The 21,758-nt window shown below is 64.8% G+C and carries 23 protein-coding genes; 13 read left to right on the forward strand and 10 right to left on the reverse strand.

Features of this window, described 5'->3' with window-relative positions:
• The gene (locus tag AC1DKY_RS02980; RefSeq protein WP_441602236.1) at nucleotides 1-858 is read right to left on the reverse strand and encodes an STAS domain-containing protein; all 858 of its coding nucleotides are present in this window, start codon (nucleotides 856-858) and stop codon (nucleotides 1-3) included.
• 159 nt (nucleotides 859-1,017) lie between these two features.
• On the opposite strand from AC1DKY_RS02980, the gene AC1DKY_RS02985 reads away from it, so the two are divergent.
• On the forward strand, nucleotides 1,018-1,392 hold the full coding sequence (locus AC1DKY_RS02985; protein ID WP_441602237.1) for a response regulator: 375 nt from the start codon (nucleotides 1,018-1,020) through the stop codon (nucleotides 1,390-1,392).
• A gap of 4 nt (nucleotides 1,393-1,396) precedes the next feature.
• Here AC1DKY_RS02985 and AC1DKY_RS02990 read toward each other — a convergent pair whose 3' ends face one another.
• Nucleotides 1,397-1,624: a hypothetical protein gene (locus AC1DKY_RS02990; protein ID WP_441602238.1), complete on the reverse strand. Its 228-nt coding sequence runs from the start codon at nucleotides 1,622-1,624 to the stop codon at nucleotides 1,397-1,399.
• A gap of 236 nt (nucleotides 1,625-1,860) precedes the next feature.
• Between AC1DKY_RS02990 and AC1DKY_RS02995 the strand changes: the two genes are divergently transcribed.
• A complete protein-coding gene (locus AC1DKY_RS02995) occupies nucleotides 1,861-2,307 on the forward strand; it encodes a ferritin-like domain-containing protein (protein ID WP_441602239.1) in 447 nt (148 codons plus the stop codon).
• A gap of 57 nt (nucleotides 2,308-2,364) precedes the next feature.
• Here the strand turns inward: AC1DKY_RS02995 and AC1DKY_RS03000 are convergent, their stop codons facing one another.
• Nucleotides 2,365-2,586 (reverse strand): hypothetical protein, encoded by a 222-nt coding sequence (locus tag AC1DKY_RS03000; protein WP_441602240.1) that lies wholly within the window; start codon nucleotides 2,584-2,586, stop codon nucleotides 2,365-2,367.
• A gap of 266 nt (nucleotides 2,587-2,852) precedes the next feature.
• On the opposite strand from AC1DKY_RS03000, the gene AC1DKY_RS03005 reads away from it, so the two are divergent.
• From AC1DKY_RS03005 to AC1DKY_RS03025, 5 genes are all read left to right on the forward strand, one after another.
• Entirely contained in the window at nucleotides 2,853-3,143 is a 291-nt protein-coding gene (locus AC1DKY_RS03005) for a glycine zipper 2TM domain-containing protein (protein ID WP_441602446.1), read from the forward strand.
• A gap of 46 nt (nucleotides 3,144-3,189) precedes the next feature.
• Nucleotides 3,190-3,708 carry a hypothetical protein gene (locus AC1DKY_RS03010; RefSeq protein WP_441602241.1) on the forward strand — a complete coding sequence of 173 codons (519 nt, stop codon included), beginning with the start codon at nucleotides 3,190-3,192 and terminating at the stop codon, nucleotides 3,706-3,708.
• Between the two features lie 125 nt (nucleotides 3,709-3,833).
• Nucleotides 3,834-4,589 (forward strand): response regulator transcription factor, encoded by a 756-nt coding sequence (locus tag AC1DKY_RS03015; protein ID WP_441602242.1) that lies wholly within the window; start codon nucleotides 3,834-3,836, stop codon nucleotides 4,587-4,589.
• Nucleotides 4,590-4,898: 309 nt separating this feature from the next.
• Complete coding sequence (locus AC1DKY_RS03020; protein WP_441602243.1) at nucleotides 4,899-5,957, forward strand: glycosyltransferase family 4 protein; 1,059 nt, start codon at nucleotides 4,899-4,901, stop codon at nucleotides 5,955-5,957.
• Between the two features lie 4 nt (nucleotides 5,958-5,961).
• Nucleotides 5,962-8,106, forward strand: coding sequence for an amylo-alpha-1,6-glucosidase (locus AC1DKY_RS03025; protein WP_441602244.1), 2,145 nt, complete (start codon nucleotides 5,962-5,964; stop codon nucleotides 8,104-8,106).
• Nucleotides 8,107-8,109: 3 nt separating this feature from the next.
• Here the strand turns inward: AC1DKY_RS03025 and AC1DKY_RS03030 are convergent, their stop codons facing one another.
• Together AC1DKY_RS03030 and AC1DKY_RS03035 are read right to left on the reverse strand one after the other, a co-directional pair.
• Nucleotides 8,110-8,337, reverse strand: coding sequence for a hypothetical protein (locus AC1DKY_RS03030; RefSeq protein WP_441602245.1), 228 nt, complete (start codon nucleotides 8,335-8,337; stop codon nucleotides 8,110-8,112).
• A 63-nt stretch (nucleotides 8,338-8,400) separates the two neighbouring features.
• Nucleotides 8,401-9,078, reverse strand: coding sequence for a GIY-YIG nuclease family protein (locus tag AC1DKY_RS03035; RefSeq protein WP_441602246.1), 678 nt, complete (start codon nucleotides 9,076-9,078; stop codon nucleotides 8,401-8,403).
• A 23-nt stretch (nucleotides 9,079-9,101) separates the two neighbouring features.
• Here AC1DKY_RS03035 and AC1DKY_RS03040 point away from each other — a divergent pair, with 23 nt between their 5' ends.
• Nucleotides 9,102-10,157, forward strand: coding sequence for a DNA topoisomerase IB (locus AC1DKY_RS03040; RefSeq protein WP_441602247.1), 1,056 nt, complete (start codon nucleotides 9,102-9,104; stop codon nucleotides 10,155-10,157).
• 5 nt (nucleotides 10,158-10,162) lie between these two features.
• Here the strand turns inward: AC1DKY_RS03040 and AC1DKY_RS03045 are convergent, their stop codons facing one another.
• Nucleotides 10,163-11,137: a GlxA family transcriptional regulator gene (locus AC1DKY_RS03045; protein WP_441602248.1), complete on the reverse strand. Its 975-nt coding sequence runs from the start codon at nucleotides 11,135-11,137 to the stop codon at nucleotides 10,163-10,165.
• Between the two features lie 139 nt (nucleotides 11,138-11,276).
• Between AC1DKY_RS03045 and AC1DKY_RS03050 the strand changes: the two genes are divergently transcribed.
• The gene (locus AC1DKY_RS03050) at nucleotides 11,277-11,915 is read left to right on the forward strand and encodes an HD domain-containing protein (RefSeq protein ID WP_441602249.1); all 639 of its coding nucleotides are present in this window, start codon (nucleotides 11,277-11,279) and stop codon (nucleotides 11,913-11,915) included.
• An 18-nt stretch (nucleotides 11,916-11,933) separates the two neighbouring features.
• On the opposite strand, the gene AC1DKY_RS03055 is transcribed toward AC1DKY_RS03050, so the two are convergent.
• Nucleotides 11,934-12,368 carry a DUF6326 family protein gene (locus AC1DKY_RS03055; protein ID WP_441602250.1) on the reverse strand — a complete coding sequence of 145 codons (435 nt, stop codon included), beginning with the start codon at nucleotides 12,366-12,368 and terminating at the stop codon, nucleotides 11,934-11,936.
• Between the two features lie 52 nt (nucleotides 12,369-12,420).
• Nucleotides 12,421-13,155 (reverse strand): nuclear transport factor 2 family protein, encoded by a 735-nt coding sequence (locus AC1DKY_RS03060; RefSeq protein WP_441602251.1) that lies wholly within the window; start codon nucleotides 13,153-13,155, stop codon nucleotides 12,421-12,423.
• 213 nt (nucleotides 13,156-13,368) lie between these two features.
• Here AC1DKY_RS03060 and AC1DKY_RS03065 point away from each other — a divergent pair, with 213 nt between their 5' ends.
• The 4 genes from AC1DKY_RS03065 (at nucleotide 13,369) to AC1DKY_RS03080 (ending at nucleotide 17,254) form a co-directional block, all read left to right on the forward strand.
• Nucleotides 13,369-13,788 carry a group III truncated hemoglobin gene (locus AC1DKY_RS03065; RefSeq protein WP_441602252.1) on the forward strand — a complete coding sequence of 140 codons (420 nt, stop codon included), beginning with the start codon at nucleotides 13,369-13,371 and terminating at the stop codon, nucleotides 13,786-13,788.
• A gap of 91 nt (nucleotides 13,789-13,879) precedes the next feature.
• Nucleotides 13,880-15,802 (forward strand): FTR1 family protein, encoded by a 1,923-nt coding sequence (locus AC1DKY_RS03070; RefSeq protein ID WP_441602253.1) that lies wholly within the window; start codon nucleotides 13,880-13,882, stop codon nucleotides 15,800-15,802.
• Nucleotides 15,803-15,900: 98 nt separating this feature from the next.
• Nucleotides 15,901-16,497: a TetR/AcrR family transcriptional regulator gene (locus AC1DKY_RS03075; protein ID WP_441602254.1), complete on the forward strand. Its 597-nt coding sequence runs from the start codon at nucleotides 15,901-15,903 to the stop codon at nucleotides 16,495-16,497.
• Nucleotides 16,498-16,531: 34 nt separating this feature from the next.
• On the forward strand, nucleotides 16,532-17,254 hold the full coding sequence (locus AC1DKY_RS03080) for an SDR family oxidoreductase (RefSeq protein ID WP_441602255.1): 723 nt from the start codon (nucleotides 16,532-16,534) through the stop codon (nucleotides 17,252-17,254).
• Between the two features lie 12 nt (nucleotides 17,255-17,266).
• Here AC1DKY_RS03080 and AC1DKY_RS03085 read toward each other — a convergent pair whose 3' ends face one another.
• Nucleotides 17,267-20,344 (reverse strand): error-prone DNA polymerase, encoded by a 3,078-nt coding sequence (locus AC1DKY_RS03085; protein ID WP_441602256.1) that lies wholly within the window; start codon nucleotides 20,342-20,344, stop codon nucleotides 17,267-17,269.
• Nucleotides 20,341-21,753, reverse strand: a complete 1,413-nt coding sequence (locus tag AC1DKY_RS03090; protein ID WP_441602257.1) for a Y-family DNA polymerase — start codon at nucleotides 21,751-21,753, stop codon at nucleotides 20,341-20,343. The genes AC1DKY_RS03085 and AC1DKY_RS03090 overlap by 4 nt, the downstream gene beginning before the upstream one ends.
• Nucleotides 21,754-21,758 lie beyond the last annotated feature (5 nt).

Raw genomic sequence — 21,758 nt, forward strand, 5'->3', positions numbered from 1 at the left:
TTACCCGGCCTTCGTCACGCTCAGGCCCGAGCGCTTGAGCGCCAGCGCCAGCGCGTCGGCCAGGTTGGCCTTGGTCACGATACCGCCCAGGTCCAGGCCTAGATGCACGATGGTCTGCGCGATCTGCGGCCGGATGCCGCTGATGATGCAGTCCGCGCCCATCAGCCGGATCGCCGTCACGGTCTTCAACAGGTGCTGGGCCACCAGCGTATCCACGGTGGGCACGCCGGTGATGTCGATAATGGCGATATCCGAACCGGTTTCCACGATACGCTGCAGCAGAGACTCCATCACCACCTGGGTGCGCTGCGAATCGAGCGTACCGATCATCGGCAAGGCCAGCACGCCATCCCACAGCTTGACCACCGGCGTGGAAAGCTCGAGCAGTTCTTCCTGCTGACGCCGGATCACTTCTTCGCGGGACTTCTGGAACGCGCGAATGGTGTGCATGCCCAAGGTGTCGAGCAGCTCGGAGATGGCCCACAGCTCACCTGACAGCACCGAGGGATTGCTCGCATAGGTCTTCTGCAGCAGATCAAACAACGGACGCTTCAGCGAAAAGATGAAGTGCGCCGTGTGATACGAGTCGAAGCCCTGCATCGCGCGGCTGCGCGACAGCGTTTCGAGGAACTGGCGCGATTCCGCCCAATCGGTCGTTGACAGGTCGGCCGCATCGCCCGTGGCCGACGCGCTCACCAGCAAGGCCAGGAATTCCTTCGCCTGGCGGCTCACGTCGTCGCGACTGATGCGGTTATCCGACAACGAACCACCCTGCTCCAAGTTCGCGACCCACCCTGCGAGCAAGGCAGGCTCGTTGTTCTTGATGGCGTCGATGGTTGCCGGCTTGAGAATCGACATATGGCAGTCTCCCCATTGAATTCATTCATCATCCGGGATCAAGCAGGGCTTGGGAATAGGCGCTGAGTAAAAGATCGATGTGTATGGAAATTTGACACGCCGTTGACGCTCACGCCCTTAGACAGAACGGTTACAGCCTTTCGTCCACTAAGCGACTCCATGAGCTCCGATCACGTCCTGACCATTCTTCTCGTCGAAGATGACGACGGCATCCGCACGATTGCGAGCGTGTTATTGGAGTCGCAGGGCCATCGCGTGCATGCGATGGCCAATGGCGAACTGGCCAGCGAATGGCTTAAACAAGGCCAGCCCGACGTGCTGTTTACCGATATCAACATGCCCGGCGGCATGAGCGGCGCGGAACTGGCCCGCCTCGCGCGACTGGCCCATCCGGGGCTGCGCGTGCTGATGACCTCGGGCGAGGCCGTGCCCGATCCCGCATGGCTGGCGTCGGGCATCCACTATCTGAACAAGCCGTATGACCGTCGAACACTGCTTGCGGCCATCGACGCAACCGCCAAGGCCGTGGCCTGATCGATCACGTCCTGGCCGGCGGAGCCCCCATGCCCACCTCTGCCACCATGCGGCGAATACGCTGCAGCGCCCAATCGTGATCGTCGCGCGCAGCATTGCGCAGCACTTCTTCCGCCAGGCCTGAGAATTCCTGCCAGAACAAAGGCGGCTCCGGATATTTCCGGGCCAGTGCCTGCGCATAGCCTTGCAGTCGATCCAGATCGCTATCGAGGTTGTCGCGATTCTTGGTCATGGTGACTCAACGACTCATCTGGCCAAAGTCTTCGGCGCCTGTGTTGTAGCGGCGCGACGTTATGCATCGCGTCGCGAACATGTCGGCTGCGCGTGATGCGCACAGCCCTCTTGCAACGTCAGCCTAATGCGACAAGTGGATCTGCGCCTCACTCCGGATGTTTCACATTTGAGCGGCAGTGCACTCACGAGCGGACCGCCATCGTCGTCGCACACCCCACGACGAGGTTATTCCCCATGAGTCAGCACGACCACGAAATCAAGGTACTGAACGGCCTGATCGAAACCACCATCGACAGCGTCGACGGTTACGCCGAAGCGGCCAAGGATGCGGAAAACGCCCAGTTCCGCGATCTCTTCCTGACCCGCGCCGCCGAGCGCCGCCAGGTCGCCGCGCATCTGCGCGAGGCCGTGCGTCGCGAAGGCGGCGAGCCTGCCGATGACGGCACCGTGCTCGCTTCGGCGCATCGCGTCTTCACCGGCCTGCGCAGTTCCATGAGCCATGGCGACAAGGCGGTGATCGAGGAAGTGGAACGCGGCGAAGATCACATCAAGGCCAAATACGATGAAGCGCTCAAGGACGACAAGCTGTCGCTCTCTGCCCGCGAATCCATCCAGCAGGCCTATACCTCGGTGCGCCAGGGCCATGATCAGATGAGTGCGATCAAGCACGCCGTGCAGTAAATCATTGCCATCTCGTTGACCTGCGACGGACGGCATGCCGTCCGTCGCTTCGCTTGATCACATCTGCGGCTGCTGCTCCGGCGGTGGCACCGGATCGCCCACCGGTGGCGGCTGCGGCTCGGGATCGGTCAACGGCGGACGCGCGGGTGTGGGCGCCGGTGGCTCCGGCGGCGCGGGCGGCTCGACCGGGCTGGGCGGCCCCGGCGGCTTGACCGGATCGGGCGTGGGCGCAGGCACCTCGCCGTGCGCGACGTACATGACGAAGTTCTCGGCGATCATCGTTCGACTCCTGCGTAGACGCCTTCATCCTCGCCATTGGCGATTGAACTGCGTGCACGCACGGCGTGAATACCGATATTCACGGTGCGCCGTATCGGAACGATTCATCAGCCTGTACGCGCCGCTGTGATTGCTGCAACCGCAGCTGACTTGCACCATTGAAATTTGACTGGCTGGTCACTTGTTGGCGCGTAATTCTCGTTGCCATGCCAACGGAGGACCGACGCATGAAGACGCGTGCCATCACTACTCTCGCCATCGTCCTGATGACTTTTACGGGTGCGACGTTTGCGCAGACGCAAACCCGCACCGTGTGCGAAGACGTACCGGTGAAGCAGGTCAATTCCAGCGATACCCATCGCGTTGCAGGCACGGCCATCGGCGCCGTCGCTGGCGGCGTGCTCGGCAACCAGGTCGGCGGCGGCAAGGGCAAGACGCTTGCGACGGTCGGCGGCGCGGTCGCCGGCGGCGTGGTGGGCAACCAGGTGCAGAAATCGCATCAGGACAAAAACGCCACCTATACCACCGAACGCCGCTGCCATCAGGAGCAGTACTGATCCTCGCTGCATCACCCCCCATCCATCGCCCTTAGGAGACTCCTGCATGCAAACGTCCGTCTATTGCATGGCCCGCACCTCGGAGCAGGCTGAAGTGATCCTGCTGGAACTCAAGCAGGCCGGGTTCACCAATAACGATATTTCCGCCCTGCTGCCGGATCGCCGGGGCACCAAGGACTTCGCCCACGAGCACAACACCAAGGCGCCGGAGGGCGCGACCGCGGGCGGCATCGCCGGCATGGGCGTCGGCGCTGCACTGGGTTGGCTGGCTGGCGTCGGCGCGTTGGCGATACCGGGCGTCGGGCCATTTATCGCAGCCGGCCCGATCATGGCCGCACTCAGCGGCGCGGCCGTCGGCACCGCCACCGGCGGCGTGGTCGGCAGTCTGGTGGGTCTGGGCATGCCGGAGTTCGAAGCCAAGCGCTACGACGCGAAGATCCGCGAGGGGAACATCCTCATTTCCGTGCACACGGAAAGCGGCAAGCAAAAGGATGTCGCCAAGGACGTGTTCAAACGCAACAATGCGGACGATATCTCGACCGCTTCGGAGGCGCGGGTGCACTGAGCCCGCGGCGATCCTGACGCCAGCTGACTCGACCCAGCGGCGGCAACGAGGTTTTCACACGTGGCTCACGACCGGAACGATTTGATCCGGCCATTCACCACGTACAGCACAGTGGGGGCAAAGACATGCACGCCAAGAAACGTCGATCCGGTTTCGTGATACTGGTGGAAGACAATCGCCAGAACGCGCAGGCCACGGGTGAATACCTGGAAAGCCAGGGCTATACGGTGGATTACGCCTACGATGGCATCACCGGCCTGCACCTGGCTTCGTCCAACGACTACGACGCCGTCGTGCTCGACGGCATGCTGCCCGGCATGGATGGCCTGGAAGTCTGTCGCCGCCTGCGCACCGAGCACAAGCTGGCCGCGCCCATCCTGATGCTCACCGGCCGCAACACCCTGGACGACAAGGTCGCCGGTCTTGACACCGGTGCCGACGATTACCTGTGCAAGCCATTCGATCTGCGCGAGCTGGAAGCACGCCTGCGCACGCTCATCCGTCGTGAGCGGCGCCAGGTGTCGCGTGAAGTCCTCACGGTGGGTGATCTCACCTTCGACACCGGCACGCTGAGCGTGACGCGCGCCGAGCAGGAGCTCACTTTGTCGCCGATCGGATTGCGCCTGCTGGCCATCCTGATGCGCGAATCGCCCCGCGTGGTCAGCCGCTCCCGCCTGGAACGCGAAGTGTGGGGCGAATCGCTGCCCGATTCGGACACCTTGCGCTCGCACCTGTACATCTTGCGTCGCGCGATCGACAAGCCGTTTGCCAATCCCTTGATGCACACCTTGCCGACGGCCGGTTATCGCCTTGCCGATCTCTCGCCCGCCGCCAAGGGCGCAACGCCGAAGGCGTCGGGCACGACTCTCGCGATGGCCTGATACAGCGCCCCACATGCACCGACGCGACGGCCGCCGAGCAATCGGCGGCCGTTGTTTTTTCGAGAATGGTGGCGTCAAACATCATCTCCACGCAGGCTGCACCTTCGACCACGCAAAGTTGAAGGCACGGACCAACACCGCCCCGCGCAAGCAAACCATCGACCGCAAGCGCCGCGATACCCGCCTCGACGATTGGACGCATGCAGCCGCCAGGCTGATGCGCATCAACGCAGTCGCCCGGCCTACCGCATGGATGCACCCTTCCACCGATGACGCCACGCGGCGCCGTCCGCCATCAGCGAGGTGACCGTGCGTATCGCCCAGATCTCACCGCTCTATGAATCGGTTCCGCCCAAACTCTATGGTGGCACCGAGCGCATCGTCGCCTATCTGACCGACGCCCTGGTCAAACGCGGTCACGACGTCACCCTGTTCGCCAGCGCCGACGCCCAGACCCGGGCGCGATTGTGCGCCACGCGTGCGCAATCGATCCGGCTCGATCCATCGCCACTGAAATCCGATCTCGCCGCGCACCTGACCCTGCTGCACGAGGTACAGCGACAGATCGATCGATTCGATGTGCTGCACTTCCATATCGACCTGCTGCACCTGCCGGCGTTTGAAGCGGTGGCCTCGCGTACCATCACCACCTTGCACGGCCGCCTGGATCTGTCCGATCTGGCCGACGCCTATGCGCGCTGGCCGCAATATCCGCTGGTATCCATCTCCAGGCAGCAGCGCGCGCCCATGCCGAATGCGTCCTGGCTTGCCACCGTGCCCCACGGCATTCCGGCCGAGCTCTATCGTGCGCACCCGCACTCGGGCGAGGGCTATCTGGCCTTCCTCGGCCGCATTTCGCCGGAGAAGCGACCGGATCGGGCGATCGCCATCGCGCGACGTGCCGGCATTCCGCTGCGCATTGCCGCCAAGGTGGATGCGGTGGATAAGGCGTATTTCCACGAGCATATCGCGCCGATGCTCGACGATCCGCTGGTGCAATACGTGGGCGAGATCAGCGATGCAGAGAAAGAGGCGTTCCTCGGCAACGCGCGCGCCCTGTTGTTCCCGATCGACTGGCCCGAGCCGTTCGGGCTGGTGATGATCGAGGCGATGGCCTGCGGCACACCCGTCATCGCATGGAACTGCGGATCGGTGCCCAGCGTCGTCGACGATGGCTTGACCGGCTTCATAGTAAACAGTGAGGACGAAGCGGTCGAAGCCGTCAAACGCATTCCCAGGCTCAACCGCAAGAGTATCCGTAGCGTCTTCGAACGACGCTTCACTGCCGACGTCATGGCGGCCGCCTACGAGACGGTCTACCGCCAGGCCTTGATGGAGTCGGCCGATCTTCGCGCGGTAGGAACCTGAGCGGATGAATGAAGACGCGTTTACTCCCAATGAGATAACGGACAGCCTCAGCATCGGCGAAACGCGGGCGATGTTTGCGCTCAAGGCGGCGCACAGCTTTGCCGTGAGCGACGCACGCGGCGACATGCTGGGCGGCGCGGAGGGCATGTTTCGCAACGACACGCGCGTGCTGTCCCACTGGATCCTCGAGCTGGGCGGCGAGCGCCCTTCCCTGCTCAGCGGCGCGGTGAGCCACGACAACGTGCTGTTCACCGCCGACCTCACCAACGAGCCCTTGCCGCCCACCGGCGGCAAGGCGGCGCCGGCGGGCGTGATCCATGTGCAACGCACGCGGCTCCTGTGGGACAACCGCCTGTTCGAGCAGATCCACCTGCACAACTTCGACGACAGCGACCTGACGGTGCTGGTGCGCCTGCGCTTCCATGCGGATTTTCGCGACATCTTCGAAGTGCGCGGCATGACCCGCAAACAGCGCGGCGAAGCACTGCCCGCCCAGCTGCATGGCGACCACGTCCAGCTCGGTTATCGCGGGCTCGATGAAGTGTTGCGAAGCACGGTGATTTCGTTTTCCGAAAAACCGCATCAGCTCGCCGCGCAGCGGGCGGACTTCGAGCTGGCCATACCACGATTGGGCAGCACCTCGATTTACCTCGAGGTGGGCGACGAGCATCTGCAACCCACACGCGAACGCTACCGCAGCGCCGCCGCCGCAGCGCGCGCCACCATGCGCCGCCGTCGCCATCGTGGCGCCTGCCTGAAGAGCAATTCACGCCTGTTCAACAACTGGCTGGATCGCTCGCGCGCCGATATTGCGCTGCTGGTAGCTGACCTGCCTACCGGCCCTTACCCTTACGCAGGCATCCCCTGGTTTTCCACGCCGTTCGGGCGCGACGGGCTGATCACGGCCCTGCAGACGCTATGGGTGGATCCCAGTCTGGCGCGCGGCGTGCTGGCTTATCTGTCCAGTCGACAGGCCACGCAAACCTCGGCATTCCGCGATTCCGCGCCGGGCAAGATCATGCACGAGACGCGCTCGGGCGAAATGGCCTCACTGGGCGAAGTGCCCTTCGGTCTGTACTACGGCGGCGTGGACAGCACGCCGCTGTTCGTGATGCTGGCCGGCGCCTATGCGCAACGCACCGCCAACTATGCCTTCATCGACCAGCTATGGCCCTCGCTCAAGGCTGCCATGGGCTGGATTGAAACCACCTGCGATGCGCATGCCCACGGTTTTCTCGCCTATGCGCGCGGTGCCGAGGGCGGCCTGGTCAATCAGGGCTGGAAGGACAGCAACGATTCGGTCTTCCACGCCGATGGCCGCATTCCGCAGGGGCCGATCGCCCTGGTCGAAGTGCAGGGCTATGTCTATGCCGCGTTGCGCAGCATGGCGAAACTGGCCGAGCACCGCGGCGACAGCGACTGCGCGACACGCTGGCGCACCCGCGCCAGCGACATGCGGCACGCGGTGGAAGAGCTGTTCTGGGATGAGGACCTGGCCAACTACGCGATTGCCCGCGACGGCGACGATTCGCTATGCCGCGTGCGCGCTTCCAACGTGGGGCATCTGCTTTACACGGGACTGCCGCGCAAGAAGCGGGCGCGCCAGGTGATCCGCCAGCTCAGTTCGGCGGCCTTCGATGGCGGCTGGGGCATCCGCACGCTGGCGAACGAACAGGCGCGCTACAACCCCATGTCTTATCACGACGGTTCGGTATGGCCGCACGATGTCGCCATGGGCGCCGCAGGCATGGCGCAGTACGGCGAGCGCGCGGATGTGGTGCGCCTGGTCGGCGAGACCTTTGAGGCCGCCACGTACTTCGGCATGCGTCTGCCGGAGTTGTTCTGCGGCTTCCCCCGCCGCGCCGGCGAACCGCCGGTGGCCTACCCGGTGGCCTGCATGCCGCAGGCCTGGGCGGCCGGCACCATGTTCATGCTGATGCAGGCCTGTCTGGGCGTGGAGATCGACGGACGCCGCGGCATCGTGCACGTGCGTCGTCCGCGCCTGCCCCAAGGCATCGACCGACTGGTCGTCAACGGCCTCGAGGTGGGCGGCGCGCAACTGGACCTGGGCTTTGAACGCATCGGCGGACGCGTGGTGACCTTCCGCGAACGTGGCGACAACGACTTGCGCATCCAGGTCGAGCAATAGCGCTTAGAACATCGGATAGCAGCCCTGCACACCGTGCGTGGTCAACATGGCGCCGATGCGCGCCGTCAACCAGTCCTGATCGAGCGGATCGCTGCGCTGCATCAGCTCGTCGGCGAGCTCGGCGAAGCGCGGCCAGAATTCGGTTGCCGAAGGATGCGCCTGCAGCAACGAGGACACCTCGATGTCCAGTTCGTCGAGGCTGCGTTCCAGGCGTAGTCGGTTGGGCTTCATGGGCGGAGCCTAAGCCCGGATTCATCACGGCGATGTGGGATTTTTGCGAGCGGGGCGTCTTGCCTAAAACTGCCTTCGCCACGCCAGCACCGTGTCCGGAAAGAGCCCCGCCAGCGGCACGTCGACCGCCTCGCAGGCATCCATCACATAAGCCAGCGAACGGGCCGCCTCGCCCCGTTGAAGTTCGCGCGGCACATTGAAGGCCTCGTACTCGATGGCCTCCAGCATCCGCAGCGACCACTCGTAGAGACCGTCGCCCTGGCTCTGGAACCACCGTTGCAGCCAGTCCTTGAGCGTGTGCAATGGCAGGTCGTCGCGGACCGACACCTCCTGCAACTCGGCAGTCACTTCGGGACAGACGCCGCGCAGCCATTCGCTGTAACCGGCTGCCGCATCGGGTATGACCAGCGGCGCCGGCGAACGCTGTTCGGCATGCCGCAACAGGATGCTTCGCTCCACCTGGCGCGCCTGGGCGAGCCGTTCAGTTTCCAGCAGCAAGCCGCGATCCAGATCGAATACGTCGAAAAACCGTCGATGCAGGTTGCGCATGCGCACCAGCGGCTGCCGTGAGTAGCCGACTTTCACCAGGTCCTGCTCCCGCCATGGCAGCAGGTAGACGAAGGTACGCCCCTTGCTGAGCATCCTGGGCATGACAAATTCATCCATGCGCACGATGGTTACACAGGCATCGCCCGAGTCGAAGCCCATGCCCCGGTCACAAAAGCCAATCAGGCGATTCACGCAGCCCGTGAAAGCCTCGCCGCATGACCGCGACCCAACAGGCAGCCACCCGACCCGAACGCGATGCCGCGTCCGAAGGCCTGGTCTATATGCGCGGCGACGAACCCGGCCTGCGTCGTCGTCGCCAGGGCAAGGGATTCGTCTATCTCGACGCCCGCGGGCATCGGGTCACCCAGGCACGCGTGCTCGATCGCATCCGCCTGCTCGCCATTCCGCCGGCCTATGTCGATGTCTGGATCAGCCCCAACCCGCGCGGCCACCTTCAGGCCACCGGGCGCGATGCCAAGGGTCGCAAGCAGTATCGCTACCACGCACGCTGGCGACGCGTGCGCGATGGCGGCAAGTTTTCGCATATGGCCGAATTCGGGGCTGCACTGCCGCGCATTCGGCGACGCGTTCGTCTCGATCTCGCGTTGCCCGGCTGGCCCAAGCAAAAAGTGTTGGCGCTGCTGGTGCGGCTACTGGATGAAACGCTGATCCGCGTGGGCAACGAGGCCTATGCCACGGACAACGGCAGTTACGGCCTCACCACGTTGCGCTCGCGCCACCTGCGCACGGAAGCCGGCAAGCTGCACCTTATTTTTCGCGCCAAAAGCGGACAGCAGAGCGACGTGACGCTCAGCAATAAACGCCTGGCTCGCCTGTTGCGACGCGTCCAGCAGCTGCCGGGACAGCGCCTGTTTCAATACGTCGACGATGACGGCAAGCGCCATGCCGTCGACTCGGGCATGGTCAACGACTACCTGCACGAGGCCAGCGGCGGCGATTTCACCGCCAAGGATTTTCGCACCTGGGCCGGTACGGTGATGGCGATCGGCCTGCTTGCCGAGCAGCCCATGCCGGCCGACGCCAGCGAGCGCGAGCTGCAGGAAGCGATCAACCTGGTCGTCCGTGAGGTGGCCGACGCGCTGCGCAACACGCCCAAGGTCTGCCGCACGTCGTATATCCACCCCAAGGCGTTCGAGGGATGGAAGGATGGCAGTCTGCAGCGCCTGGTACCTGCGTCAGTGGCGCATCAACCGAGAAAGCTGGAAAGCGCCACGCTGCGCTTTCTGAAATATCGTTCGCGCAGTCGCTGAGTCGTTCACTCCTCAGTGACGGCAGCCGGTCGATGCATGCGCCGATAGTCCGCCGGCGTCACGCCAACTTGACGCATGAAGGCCCGGCGCAGCCCATTGGCATCCGCGTAGCCGCACAAGCTGGCCACGCGCTTGGGCGGTTCCTGTCCCAGTTCGAGCAGTCGACGTGCCGCTTCCACCCGCACCTGTTCCACGTACTCCGCAGGCGGCACGCCCACTTCCTGATGGAACACGCGCGCGAAATGACGTGGACTCAAGCCCGCACGCTGCGCCAATGCCGCCACCGAGTGGTCCTCGCCGGGATGGGCGCCAATCCAGCGCTGCAGCTCCTGGATGGCGGCATGTCCCGCCAGCTCGGCTTCGCCATGACGACTGAACTGCAGTTGCCCGCCGGGACGCTTGAAGAACATCACCAGCTCACTGGCCACCTGCATCGCCACCTCGCGGCCGAGATCCTCCTCGACCAGGGCGAGCGCGAGATCCATGCCCGCGGTCACGCCAGCGGCGGTGCATACCGGACCATCGCGCAGATAAAGCGCATCGGGTTCGACCTGGATCTGCGGATAGCGCTCGCGCATCACGTCGACCACGCCCCAATGGGTGGTGATTCGACGCCCCTCGATCAGGCCGCTGGCCGCCAGCACCAAGGCACCGTTGCACACGGACCCATAGCGTCGACTGCGCTTCGCTGCGCGCCGCAACCAATCCAGTGCATTGAGATGAGTCGGCGCATGGGCCATGCCGGGTGCGCCGGCCACGAGCACCGTATCGAAGCGCGGGAGCGCATCTCGCAGGGTCAGGTCGGGCATCAGCCGCACGCCGGACGAGCTTTCGATCGCACGCGCGGACGTGCCCACCACCCGCAGCTGATAAACCGTCTTGCCAAGGCGTCGATTCGCTTCGGCAAATACGTCAAGCGGCCCGGATACATCCAGCAGCTGCGCGCCGGGAAAGGCAAGGATGGCGATGGTGCGGATCATGGGCGCCTCCGGCACGCGTCCGTCCTGGCCACAAAATGGCATGATTTGATGCTTTGAGTCAAATCATGACGGATGGATTTCGCGTTCCAATGGCTGCGAAGGCGGCATGCCGTATGCCGGCCACCACGGAGCATCCATCATGACCACGATTGCAGGTGTTGCCATTCCGGACAGCCAGCTCGCCAGGGAAGTCACCGACCTGGTACGCGATACCGAAACCGATCTGCTGTACCACCATTCGCGCCGCGTGTTTCTGTTCGGCGCGCTTACCGGCCGCCAGAAGCAGCTCAGCTTCGATCCCGAACTGCTCTACATCGGCGCGATGTTCCACGACATGGGACTGATGCCCGCCCATAGCAGCCCGGACCATCGATTCGAAGTGGATGGCGCCAGCGCGGCCGCGGACTTCCTGCGCCGTCACGGCATTCCCCAGCAGAGCATCGAACTGGTGTGGACCTCGATCGCGCTGCACACCACGCCGGGCATTCCCGAATTCATGCGCCCGGAAATCGCCCTGCTCACCGCCGGCGTGGAAATGGATGTGCTCGGACTGGGCTTTTCGAATGTCGCCGCTGGCGATCGCGCCACCGTGGTGGAAGCGCATCCCCGCAGCGCGCAGTTCAAGCAGGACATCATCGAGGCGTTCTACCAGGGCATACGCCACAAGCCCGACACGACCTTCGGCAATGTCAAAGCCGACGTGATGGCCCTGAAGGAGCCGCACTTCCATCGCGGCAACTTCTGCAGCGTCATCCTCCATTCGGCTTGGCCGGGCTGAGGCTTCGCCGTCGATCGTTCAACCCGTAGCCAGGCGGGGCCACGTCCAGGCATGCCAGACGATAAGCAGGGACAGCGCGATCTCGATGGCGCCCATCACCAGGTAGAACGTCCAGGCACCCGGCATGGTGACGAGCATGATGATGGCGTAGACCAGGCCCAGGAAGATATTGAGCACGCGACTCAACATCGGCTTCATCACCAGCGAAAGAAAAATCATCAGGCTGGGTACGGCCATGAGCAGTGACGTACCCAGCAGAACGCCCTGCGTGGTGGGACCGAGCGGCCCCATGTTTCCCTTCAGCATGTCCTGCAGATTGCCGGGCTGGTAGAGGCCGAAGTAATCGACGTAGATGTAAAGGAACATGAGGCTCGTCCACAGCCCGGCGAGCTTCAGCTTGACCGGCACCTTCAGGTCTTCGAGCGGCGCCTTGGCGCTTGGTTGCGAATTCACGTCTGCTCCTTGCGTGCGATGAGTCAATGGAGTGTGCGCCGATGGGACGCGCTCAGCCTTCCCTGTTGAGGCGCAGATCGTTGAACTTGCGTCGCTCGATCAGCGCGGTGATTTTTCCGTTGGCATCGCGCTGGAACACCAGCAGGTTGCGTTCGTCATCCGTGCCCATGAATACGTCCTTCGCCACCGGCTGCAAGGTATTGGCCGGCCCGCCTGCGCGCGTGACATAGCTGAGCACGCCATGATCCACCGAGACCGTCCATGCGCGATTCGGCGCGAAACGATAGGTGCCCGCGTAATCATTCAGCACAAGACCCGGCACGTCGATCTTCGGCGGCGCGGTGGGAATGGTCACATCCTCGAAGCCGGCCACCTTCCACTCGCCGCCCTGCTTCACGAAGGTGAGCAGGGCGCGATAGCGCACGACGAAGCTTTGCCCGAAATACGTTTCGCGCTCGTACTGCTCCACGCTGAGCAAGGCGCTGTCGCCATGCACCCAGGCGTGCGGATCGCGCATCTCCATGCTGCCGGTGATGCCGGCGGGAAAGGGGTGCAGCGAGGCGATGGTTTCGGCCTTGCTGGCGACGCGGCCAAACTCGTCGATCATCACCGCATCGTCGGTGACCGCCTTTTCCCAGATGGTTTTGTCGCCTGTGGGTAGCGCGTCCATCAGCTTCTGCGTGGTCTGCACCAGCTCGTCGCGCAAGGCGGTCGGCGCTTCGGCCGCGTGCAGCGGCACGATGGTCGCTGCGGCAATCAGTCCCGATACGATGGATCGCTTGAACATGGCATCCCTCCGGCGATGCCGTGAAGCATGCGCTCGGCCGCCATGCCACACCCGTGCTTTAAGTCATTGGATGCCCCACGGTCCAGGGCCGCGTGCGACGCATGCGGCAATCGATCCATCGACCGGTGTGGCAAAGACGACCAGAATCAGCCCGATCATGGAGCTCCGCGCCGTCCCCAAGGCAGGCAGGCTCCGCAGCATGGATTTCATCTCATGGCACTTTTTCCCGCTGCCAACGACATCGGCATTGCCACCCTGATCGACCGCTTCTACGACAAGGTGCGCGCGGACGCCGAGCTGGGCCCCGTGTTCAACGCGGCCGTCCACGACTGGCCGGCGCACAAAGTGCTGTTGCGCGACTTCTGGTCGTCCCTGGTGTTGCGCTCGGGGCGTTATCACGGCAACCCGATGGGCGTGCATCGCGCCCTGCCCGCGTTCCCGCAGCACCTGTTTCATCGCTGGCTGGCGTTGTGGCGGGAAACCGCGCGCGAGGTCTTCGACACGCCGGCGGCCGAGCTGTTCATCGGCACCGCCGAACGCGTGGCGCAGGGCCTCAGCATGGGCCTGGGTCACGGACGCTTGTCGGTCGACCACCCCTCGCGGGTGCTGGGTCCCTTGCACATCATCTCCTGACGCAACCGAACGCCGCGTTTGCCGGCACGAACGACGCAACGGCGCTGAGTCAGAGTACACTGCACAGATGAGAATCAATCGCATTTGTGATGTGCTGCGCGCACTCCCGTTCCTGATCCTCCTGCTGGGCCTGGCCTCGCCGCCCGCCCACGCCCAGGCGGACGCCAACGATCCCGCGGCCAGCGTGCCGCAGACCTGGCAAATGCTCGATTACCTCGCCGCGGATTACGCGGGCGCGGTCAAACATGGCGAGGTGGTAAGCGCGTCGGAATACGACGAGATGCGCGAGTTCGCGCGCCATGCGCGCGATCGCGTGACCGCATTGCCGCCCAGCTCCGCCTCGCCCGTCCTGCGCGAACAAGCCGACAAGCTGGTGGAGCTGATCGACGCCAAGGCACCGGAGTCCGAGGTCGCCCATCAGGCGCACGCGCTGACCGACACCTTGCTGCAGGCCTATCCCATTCCCACCGCACCGACCAAGGCACCGGAGCTTGCGCGCGGAGCGGCGCTCTATCAGACGCAGTGTGCTCTCTGCCACGGCGCGAGTGGACATGGCGATGGTCCGGCGGGACTGCAGCTGTCACCGCGGCCCATCGATTTCACCGACGCATCGCGCGCCGATCAACGCAGTGCCTTGTCGCTCTATGAAGTGATCACCCAGGGCGTCGCCGGCACGCCGATGGCCAGCTACGCACAGACGCTCTCCAGCGACGACCGCTGGTCGCTTGCCTATTTCGTCGGCACCCTCGCCTATCCCGAGGCGAGCGCGCAAGGCGAACAGGCATGGCGCAAGGATCAACAAGCCCGCGGCGCCATCGCATCGCCCAGCGAACTGGCGCGCGCACGCGTTTCCGGCCTTTCCGACCTGATCGGACCAAGCCAGGCACGCCTCATCGTCGGCTACTTGCGCGCGCATCCCGAGGCCGTGCACGAGGCCCTGGCCGGGATTCCACTGGCGCGCACTCGCGTCGCCGACAGCGTAGAGGCGTATCGCAGAGGCAAGCCTGAAGAAGCGCGACAGCTCGCGCTCTCGGCTTATCTCGATGGCGTCGAACCCATGGAGGCGCGACTGGATACACGCGATGCAGCGTTGCGCGCACGCATCGAAACCGCCATGGGCGCCTATCGCACCTCGCTGTCGCAGTCCGCGGCAGGCGATGCGGTGACCACGCAGGCGCACGCGGTGGACCAACTGCTTGCGCAAGCGCAGTCGCTGCTGATGGAAGGCACGGCCAGCCCGATGACGACCTTCATCGGCGCGCTCACCATCCTGGTCCGCGAGGGGCTGGAAGCCTTGCTTGTGGTCGTGGCGCTGCTGGCCTTCCTGCGCAAGGCCGATCGGCACGACGCCACCCGCTATGTGCACGCGGGCTGGCTGCTCGCGCTGCTGGCAGGCGCTGCCACCTGGGCGGTGGCGAGCTATTTCATCTCGATCAGTGGCGCCAGCCGCGAGCTCACCGAAGGCCTGTCGTCGTTGTTTGCCGCGGGCGTGCTGCTTGCGGTTGGCTTGTGGATGCACCAGAAGAGCATCGGCGGCCGCTGGCAGTCTTATCTGAAGGCGAAGATGGCCACGGCGCTCGATCGTCGCTCAGCGTGGTTCGTGTTCGGCCTGACCTTTATCTCGGTCTATCGCGAAGTCTTCGAAACCATCCTGTTCTACACGGCACTGTGGAACGAAGGCCAGGGACAGTGGTTGCTTGCTGGCATCGTGGTGGGCGCCATCATCCTGGGCTTCATCGCCTGGGTTTTGCTGCGCACCAGCCAGCGCCTGCCGCTGGGCCTGTTCTTCTCGGTGAGTTCGCTGGTGATCGCCGTACTGGCGATCGTGCTGACCGGCAAGGGTGTGGCGGCACTGCAGGAAGCGGGATGGACCGCCGTCACTGTGGCCCCGGTGCCGTCCATCGACCTGCTGGGCATCTATCCCACCTGGCAGTCGCTGCTGGCGCAGCTGGCCGTGGCCTTGATGCTGGCCATCGGCTTCACCTACAACCGCTGGCGCGCCAACGCCGCCTGACGCCGCCGCCCTTGGGCGCCTCTTGCGGGGGCGGCACTTGAATTCTGTATCGGTCGATACATATTATTGTCTCGATCGATACAGAACGAAGGTGCGTTATGGCCCGCCCACGCGAATTTGACGAACAGAAGACCCTGGAAGCCGTTGCCGAGGCTTTCTGGGCGCGTGGCTATGAGGCCACCACTACGCGCGACCTGGCACAGCGCACCGGCTTGACGGTAACCAGCCTGTACAACGCGTTCGGCGACAAGCAGGCGCTGTTTCAACGGGCCTTGGAGCACTACCTGGATGCAACGCTCCGCGAGCGCATCGACCGCCTGGAGAAGACTCTGGCACCCAGCGAGGCGATCGCCGCGTTCTTCCATGAAGTGATCGAGCGCTCGCTGTCCGATAAGCAGCAGCGCGGCTGTTTCCTGGTGAACTCGGCGCTGGAGGCCACGCCCGAAGCGCCCGAACTGCGCGCTGCGATTGCTGCCGAAATCGACGCCATCCGCGCCTTTTTCCGTCGCTGCCTGCTGGCCGCCCGCCGCAGCGGTGAAGTGCCCTCATCCGTTTCCGCAGCGGAAGCTTCCGCGCATCTCCTGACCGTCATGCTCGGCCTGCGCGTGATGGCCCGCGTCGATCCCGATCGCACCACGATGACGGCTGCCGTAGCCACGGCGCTGAAAGCCGCCGGCATCGCGAAACACCGCTGAACAACATCCCCACTCCCCTCTGGAACTACCCCTCATGTCACCCCGCACTTTCCTCATCACCGGCGCCACCAAGGGCATCGGCCGCGCTATTTCCCAACGTCTCGCCAACGCAGGACATCACGTCGTCGGCCTGGCGCGTAACATCGACGAGCCGGACTTCCCGGGCACCCTGGTGTCCGTCGATCTTGGCGACCGCGCAGCCACCGCCAAGGCGCTCAAGGCGCTGGTCGAGCAATATTCCTTCGACGGCGTGGTCAACAACGTCGGCTATGTGCGTGTGGCGCCAATCGACGAGGTAGACCTCAACGATCTCGACGACATCCTGCGCGTCAACCTCGTGCCCACCATCCAGACCGTGCAGGCGCTGCTGCCGCAGATGCGTGCCAAGGGCTGGGGCCGCGTGGTGAATATCACCAGCTTCGTCGCGCTGGGTTATGCGAATCGCACGTCGTATGCAGCCGCCAAGGCTGCGGTGAACAGTTTCACCCGCACCTGGGGCCTGGAGCTCGCGGAAAGCGGCATCACCGTGAATGCAGTGGCGCCGGGTCCGACGGAAACGGAACTGTTCCGCGCGAACACGCCCGAAGGCAGCGAAGCCGAGCAACGCTTTCTCTCGGTGGTGCCGATGAAGCGCCTGGGCAAGCCGGACGAATTGGCGGCGACCGTGGAGTTCCTGCTGTCTGATGGCGCCAGCTTTATCACCGGGCAGACGTTGTATGTCGATGGCGGCGCATCGATCGGTCGCTCCGCCGCCTGATCGTGCAACGGATCAGTGGAAATCGCGCGAACGGCTGTCCAGCGAACCCAGCAACTCGCTCAGGTCGATGAGTCGATCGGCGATGAGATGGCTTACGCCGTCCGCGTGTTCCCAGCGCCCATCCACGCCCAGCAGGCGCGACTCGAGAAAGATGCGGCGCTGACGTTCGGCCACGTGACTCCACACCACCACGTTGATGGGTCCGAACTCGTCTTCCATGGTGATGAAGGTGACGCCACTGGCCGTCTGCGGACGCTGGCGCTGCGTCACCAGCCCGGCCGCGCGCACTTTGCTGGCATGCGGACGCAGGTGCAGGCTCTTCGAATCCAGGCAGCGCGCCGCGCGCAGGCGCGCACGGATCTGCTGCAGCGGATGCGGCCCCAGACTGAGCCCCATGCGCGCGTAATCGGCCAGCGTGCTTTCACCTTGCGATGGTGGCGGCAGCACGACCTCTTCTTCCACCGGACTGGTGTTGCCGAACAAGGGCAGCTGCGCCTCGATGCCCGCCATGGCCCAGCGCGCACGATGACGATGGCCGGCCAGGCCGCGTAATGCATCCGCCTCGGCCAGCGCATCCTGCTGTTGCTTATTGAGTCCGGCGCGCGCACACAGGTCGGCCACGTCTTCGAACGGCCGGCGTGCACGCGCCGCCATCAGTTGCGTCATCACCTCCTCGCGGCAGCCGCGCACTTGCCGCAGGCCGAGCCGCAAGGCGTAGCCGCCGCGCGAGGCGTCGTCGGCTTCGAGCGTGTTGTCCCAGTCGCTGTGGCGCACATCCACCGGCCGCACCTTGATGCCATGGCGCTGGGTGTCCTGCACGATCTGGCTCGGACCGTAGAAACCCATCGGCTGCGCGTTAAGCAAGGCGCACATGAAAGCCGCGCGGTAATGGCATTTGAGCCAGCAGCTGGCATACACCAATAGTGCAAAGCTGGCCGCATGGCTTTCGGGAAAACCGTAGGAGCCAAAACCCTTGATCTGCTCGAACAGGCGCGCGGCAAAATCCGGCGTGAAACCGTTCTTCAGCATGCCGGCCATCAGTTTCTGGCGATGGATCTCCATATCGCCGTTGCGTCGCCATGCCGCCATCGAACGACGCAACTGGTCGGCCTCGCCGGGCGAGTATTCCGCCGCGACGATCGCCAGCTTCATCACCTGCTCCTGGAACAAGGGCACGCCGAGCGTGCGCTCGAACACATCCTTCAAGGCTTCCGACGGATAAGTGATCGGCTCCTCGCCACGCTTGCGGCGCAGATACGGATGCACCATGTCGCCCTGGATCGGACCCGGCCGCACGATCGCCACCTGGATCACCAGGTCGTAGAAATTCTCCGGCCGATGCCGCGGCAGCATCGCCATCTGCGCGCGCGATTCGATCTGGAACACGCCGATGGTGTCGGCGCGCTGGATCAGTTCATAGGTAGGCGGATCATCCGGCGGAATCGATGCCAGCGTTTCCACGCGGCCGTGATGACCCTTCAATAGATCGAGACATTTCCGGATACAGGTGAGCATACCCAGCGCCAGGCAATCGACCTTGAGCAGGCGCATGGTGTCCAGATCATCCTTGTCCCACTGGATGATGGTGCGGTCGGGCATCGAGGCATTTTCCACCGGCACCAGATGCGATAGCGGCTGGTCGGAAATGACAAAGCCACCCACGTGCTGGGACAGGTGGCGCGGAAAATCCATCAGCTCTTCGGTGAGCGCCATCACCCGCCGCAACACGGGACTATCCGGATCGAAGCCGCGTTCGCGCAGGCGGCCGTCCAGCGGATCGTCGCCGTCCTGCCAGGCGAAGGTGCGCGACAACAGGTCGATCTGATCCGATGGCAGGCCGAGCACGCGTGCCACATCGCGTACCGCGCTGCGGCCTCGATAGCAGATCACGGTGGCGGCCAGCGCGGCACGCTCGCGGCCGTATTTCTCGTAGATATGCTGGATGACTTCTTCGCGCCGCTCGTGCTCGAAGTCGATATCGATATCCGGCGGCTCGTTGCGTTCGGCGGAAATAAAACGCTCGACCAGCAGCGTGGTCGTGGCCGGATCCACCGCCGTCACGCCCAGCGCGTAGCAAACCGCCGAATTGGCGGCCGAACCGCGGCCCTGGCACAGGATGTCCTTGCCGCGCGCGAAGCTCACGATCTCCTGCACGGTCAGGAAGTACGACTCGTACTTGAGCTGCTCGACCAGCTTCAGCTCGTACTCGATCTGCTCTCTCACCTTGGATGGCTCGCCCTGCGGCCAGCGCCAGCGCACGCCTTCTTCGGTGAGCTGGCGCAGCCACGTGGTCGGCGTATGCCCTTCCGGCACCAGTTCGGCGGGATAGCGATAGCTCAGGTCGGTCATCACGAACTGGCAGCGTTCGGCGATGCGTACGCTTTCGGCCATCAGTTCGTCGGGATAGATCGCAGACAAGGCCGCACGCGTTCGCAGATGTCGCTCGCCATTGGGAAACAACAGGTCGCCGGCATCGGCCACGGTGCGATGGTGGCGGATCGCCGTCATCACATCCTGCAAGGCACGGCGGCGGCGTATATGCATGTGTACGTCGCCCGCGGCCACCATCGGCAGCTGCAGTGCATCGGCCAGCATCTGCAGCCGGGCGAAACGGCGGTCGTCGTCGGGGCCGCGATGCAGCTCGACCGCCAGCCACAATCGCCCCTCGAACAACGAGCGCAGCCACTCACCATGCGCCTGCTGCAGCTCGGCCTGCGGCAACCACAAGGCCAGTGTGCCGGGCAGGCCGTCGGCAAAGTCGTCGCGCGTTACACGATACGTGCCCTTCTCCGCCACGCGCCGACCGCGCGTGATCAGCGCACACAGCGAGGTATAGCCCTGCAGGTTCTCGCACAACAGCACCAGCTTCGGGCCGTGCTCGATCTGGAACTCGGCGCCGACGATCAGCGGCAGCCCGGTATCGCGCGAGGCCTCGTAGGCGCGCACGATGCCTGCGAGCGAACATTCGTCGGTGATCGTCAGCGCGCGATAACCGCAGGCCTTGGCCCGCTCGAACAACTCGCGCGCACTCGACGCGCCACGCTGGAACGAGAAGTTGGACAGGCAATGCAGTTCGGCGTAGTCGTTCATGCGAACCAGCCATGCAACATCCAGTTGCCCTGCTCGCCCGGCGCGCAATACACCCACGCACACTGTCCCTGCGAGGTGCGCACCACGTAGTAATCGCGCCGGATGTCGCCACCATCCCACCAGCCGGTTTCGATGCGCTCGGGGCCGGCGAGCACCTCCGGCGCCGGGCCACGCAGCGGGCATGGCGAGGCCAGCAGCCAGGTCGGGCGCGGCAAGGTTTCCGGCGTGGTGGCCGCTTTCACATGCGCGGTATCGGACTGCGCCCGCTCCGGGCGTGGATCCACCGTGCGGTGCAGATGCTGGATGGCCTGCTCGCCCAGGCGTGCACGCAGGCGTTCGCGCAACTGATCCAGCGGCACCGCATGCGTGGGCCGCGTATCGAACAGGTCACGGCCGGCCGGCACGAACGGCGGCAGGTCGCGCGCCACCAGCCGCATCGCCAACACCGGCTGGTGCAATTCCAGGCGTTCGAGCCGTCCGCGCGCGCAGTCGAACAACAGCGTGGCATCGCGCGCGGCGGCCAGCATGCCCACCGTCACGCAGGTGGGCAGACCGCTGCGATGTTCCAGTTCCAGTTCGAATCGCTGCACGCCACCATCGCGACCGGCGAGATACGCCGCCAGGTCGCCGGTGAGACGGCGCAGCGGAAACACCAGCGCCTCGACGTGCTCGATTTCGTGCGTCCACTCCATGCGCTGTTCGAACGCATCGGGCGGACGGTAGCTGTCCATCGGCGTGGGTTCGTCGCCGGTGAGGCGATCGAGCTGCGCCACCAGCTCGGCGCCGAAGCGGCGTTGCAGGCCTGCGCGCGGCAGCTTCAAGACTTGGCCCAGGGTGCGGATGCCCATCGACGGCAAACCCTGCGCGGCATCGGCCGGCAGGCGCGCACGCGCAATCGGCACGGGCGCCAGCGCCTCGCGCAGGATCTCCGGCGACATCACCGCCAGCCCGTCGTGCACGCCGGCCAGCACATAGGCCGCATGCGGTGTCGGTGCGAGCGCGATGCGATGACGGAAAGCCAGTCCCTGCAGATCGTCCCGCAGCAGCGATTCAAAACGCGGCCATGGCCCGAACAGGTTGAGGCTGCGACTCACCTCCAGCACCACGGCGTGCGCGTACAGCCCCACCTCGGCGCTATAGCGATACGCCCAGGCAGCGAGCAGGCGATGCCAGCGCGCTTCGTCTTCCGGGTCGTGCTCGACCATCGCGAACTGCTGCAACAAGGCTTGCGCCGCGGTGAGCCGTTGCCCGCGATAAATGCCCGCCGCGCGCGCGCTCGCATTGGCCGCATGGACGATGCGAGCCTGCGCGGGACCGCTTACCAACACCAGCGGTTCGTCCGACGGCGGCCGTCGCCGGAGGACACCGTCCAGCGCCAGTTGCGGCAGCAAGATGCAAGCCCAGAGCATGGCGC

This window comes from Dyella sp. 01N448 (assembly GCF_056399225.1).

Coding starts and splice junctions, on each gene's coding strand:
- AC1DKY_RS03045 (WP_441602248.1), bottom strand. CDS start 11,137: ATGATCCGCACCATCGCCATCCTTGCCTTTCCCGGCGCGCAGCTGCTG.
- AC1DKY_RS02995 (WP_441602239.1), top strand. CDS start 1,861: ATGAGTCAGCACGACCACGAAATCAAGGTACTGAACGGCCTGATCGAA.
- AC1DKY_RS03030 (WP_441602245.1), bottom strand. CDS start 8,337: ATGAAGCCCAACCGACTACGCCTGGAACGCAGCCTCGACGAACTGGAC.
- AC1DKY_RS03005 (WP_441602446.1), top strand. CDS start 2,853: ATGACTTTTACGGGTGCGACGTTTGCGCAGACGCAAACCCGCACCGTG.
- AC1DKY_RS03010 (WP_441602241.1), top strand. CDS start 3,190: ATGCAAACGTCCGTCTATTGCATGGCCCGCACCTCGGAGCAGGCTGAA.
- AC1DKY_RS02980 (WP_441602236.1), bottom strand. CDS start 858: ATGTCGATTCTCAAGCCGGCAACCATCGACGCCATCAAGAACAACGAG.
- AC1DKY_RS03000 (WP_441602240.1), bottom strand. CDS start 2,586: ATGATCGCCGAGAACTTCGTCATGTACGTCGCGCACGGCGAGGTGCCT.
- AC1DKY_RS03025 (WP_441602244.1), top strand. CDS start 5,962: ATGAATGAAGACGCGTTTACTCCCAATGAGATAACGGACAGCCTCAGC.
- AC1DKY_RS03080 (WP_441602255.1), top strand. CDS start 16,532: ATGTCACCCCGCACTTTCCTCATCACCGGCGCCACCAAGGGCATCGGC.
- AC1DKY_RS03090 (WP_441602257.1), bottom strand. CDS start 21,753: ATGCTCTGGGCTTGCATCTTGCTGCCGCAACTGGCGCTGGACGGTGTC.
- AC1DKY_RS02985 (WP_441602237.1), top strand. CDS start 1,018: ATGAGCTCCGATCACGTCCTGACCATTCTTCTCGTCGAAGATGACGAC.
- AC1DKY_RS03065 (WP_441602252.1), top strand. CDS start 13,369: ATGGCACTTTTTCCCGCTGCCAACGACATCGGCATTGCCACCCTGATC.
- AC1DKY_RS02990 (WP_441602238.1), bottom strand. CDS start 1,624: ATGACCAAGAATCGCGACAACCTCGATAGCGATCTGGATCGACTGCAA.
- AC1DKY_RS03075 (WP_441602254.1), top strand. CDS start 15,901: ATGGCCCGCCCACGCGAATTTGACGAACAGAAGACCCTGGAAGCCGTT.
- AC1DKY_RS03050 (WP_441602249.1), top strand. CDS start 11,277: ATGACCACGATTGCAGGTGTTGCCATTCCGGACAGCCAGCTCGCCAGG.
- AC1DKY_RS03015 (WP_441602242.1), top strand. CDS start 3,834: ATGCACGCCAAGAAACGTCGATCCGGTTTCGTGATACTGGTGGAAGAC.
- AC1DKY_RS03040 (WP_441602247.1), top strand. CDS start 9,102: ATGACCGCGACCCAACAGGCAGCCACCCGACCCGAACGCGATGCCGCG.
- AC1DKY_RS03085 (WP_441602256.1), bottom strand. CDS start 20,344: ATGAACGACTACGCCGAACTGCATTGCCTGTCCAACTTCTCGTTCCAG.
- AC1DKY_RS03060 (WP_441602251.1), bottom strand. CDS start 13,155: ATGTTCAAGCGATCCATCGTATCGGGACTGATTGCCGCAGCGACCATC.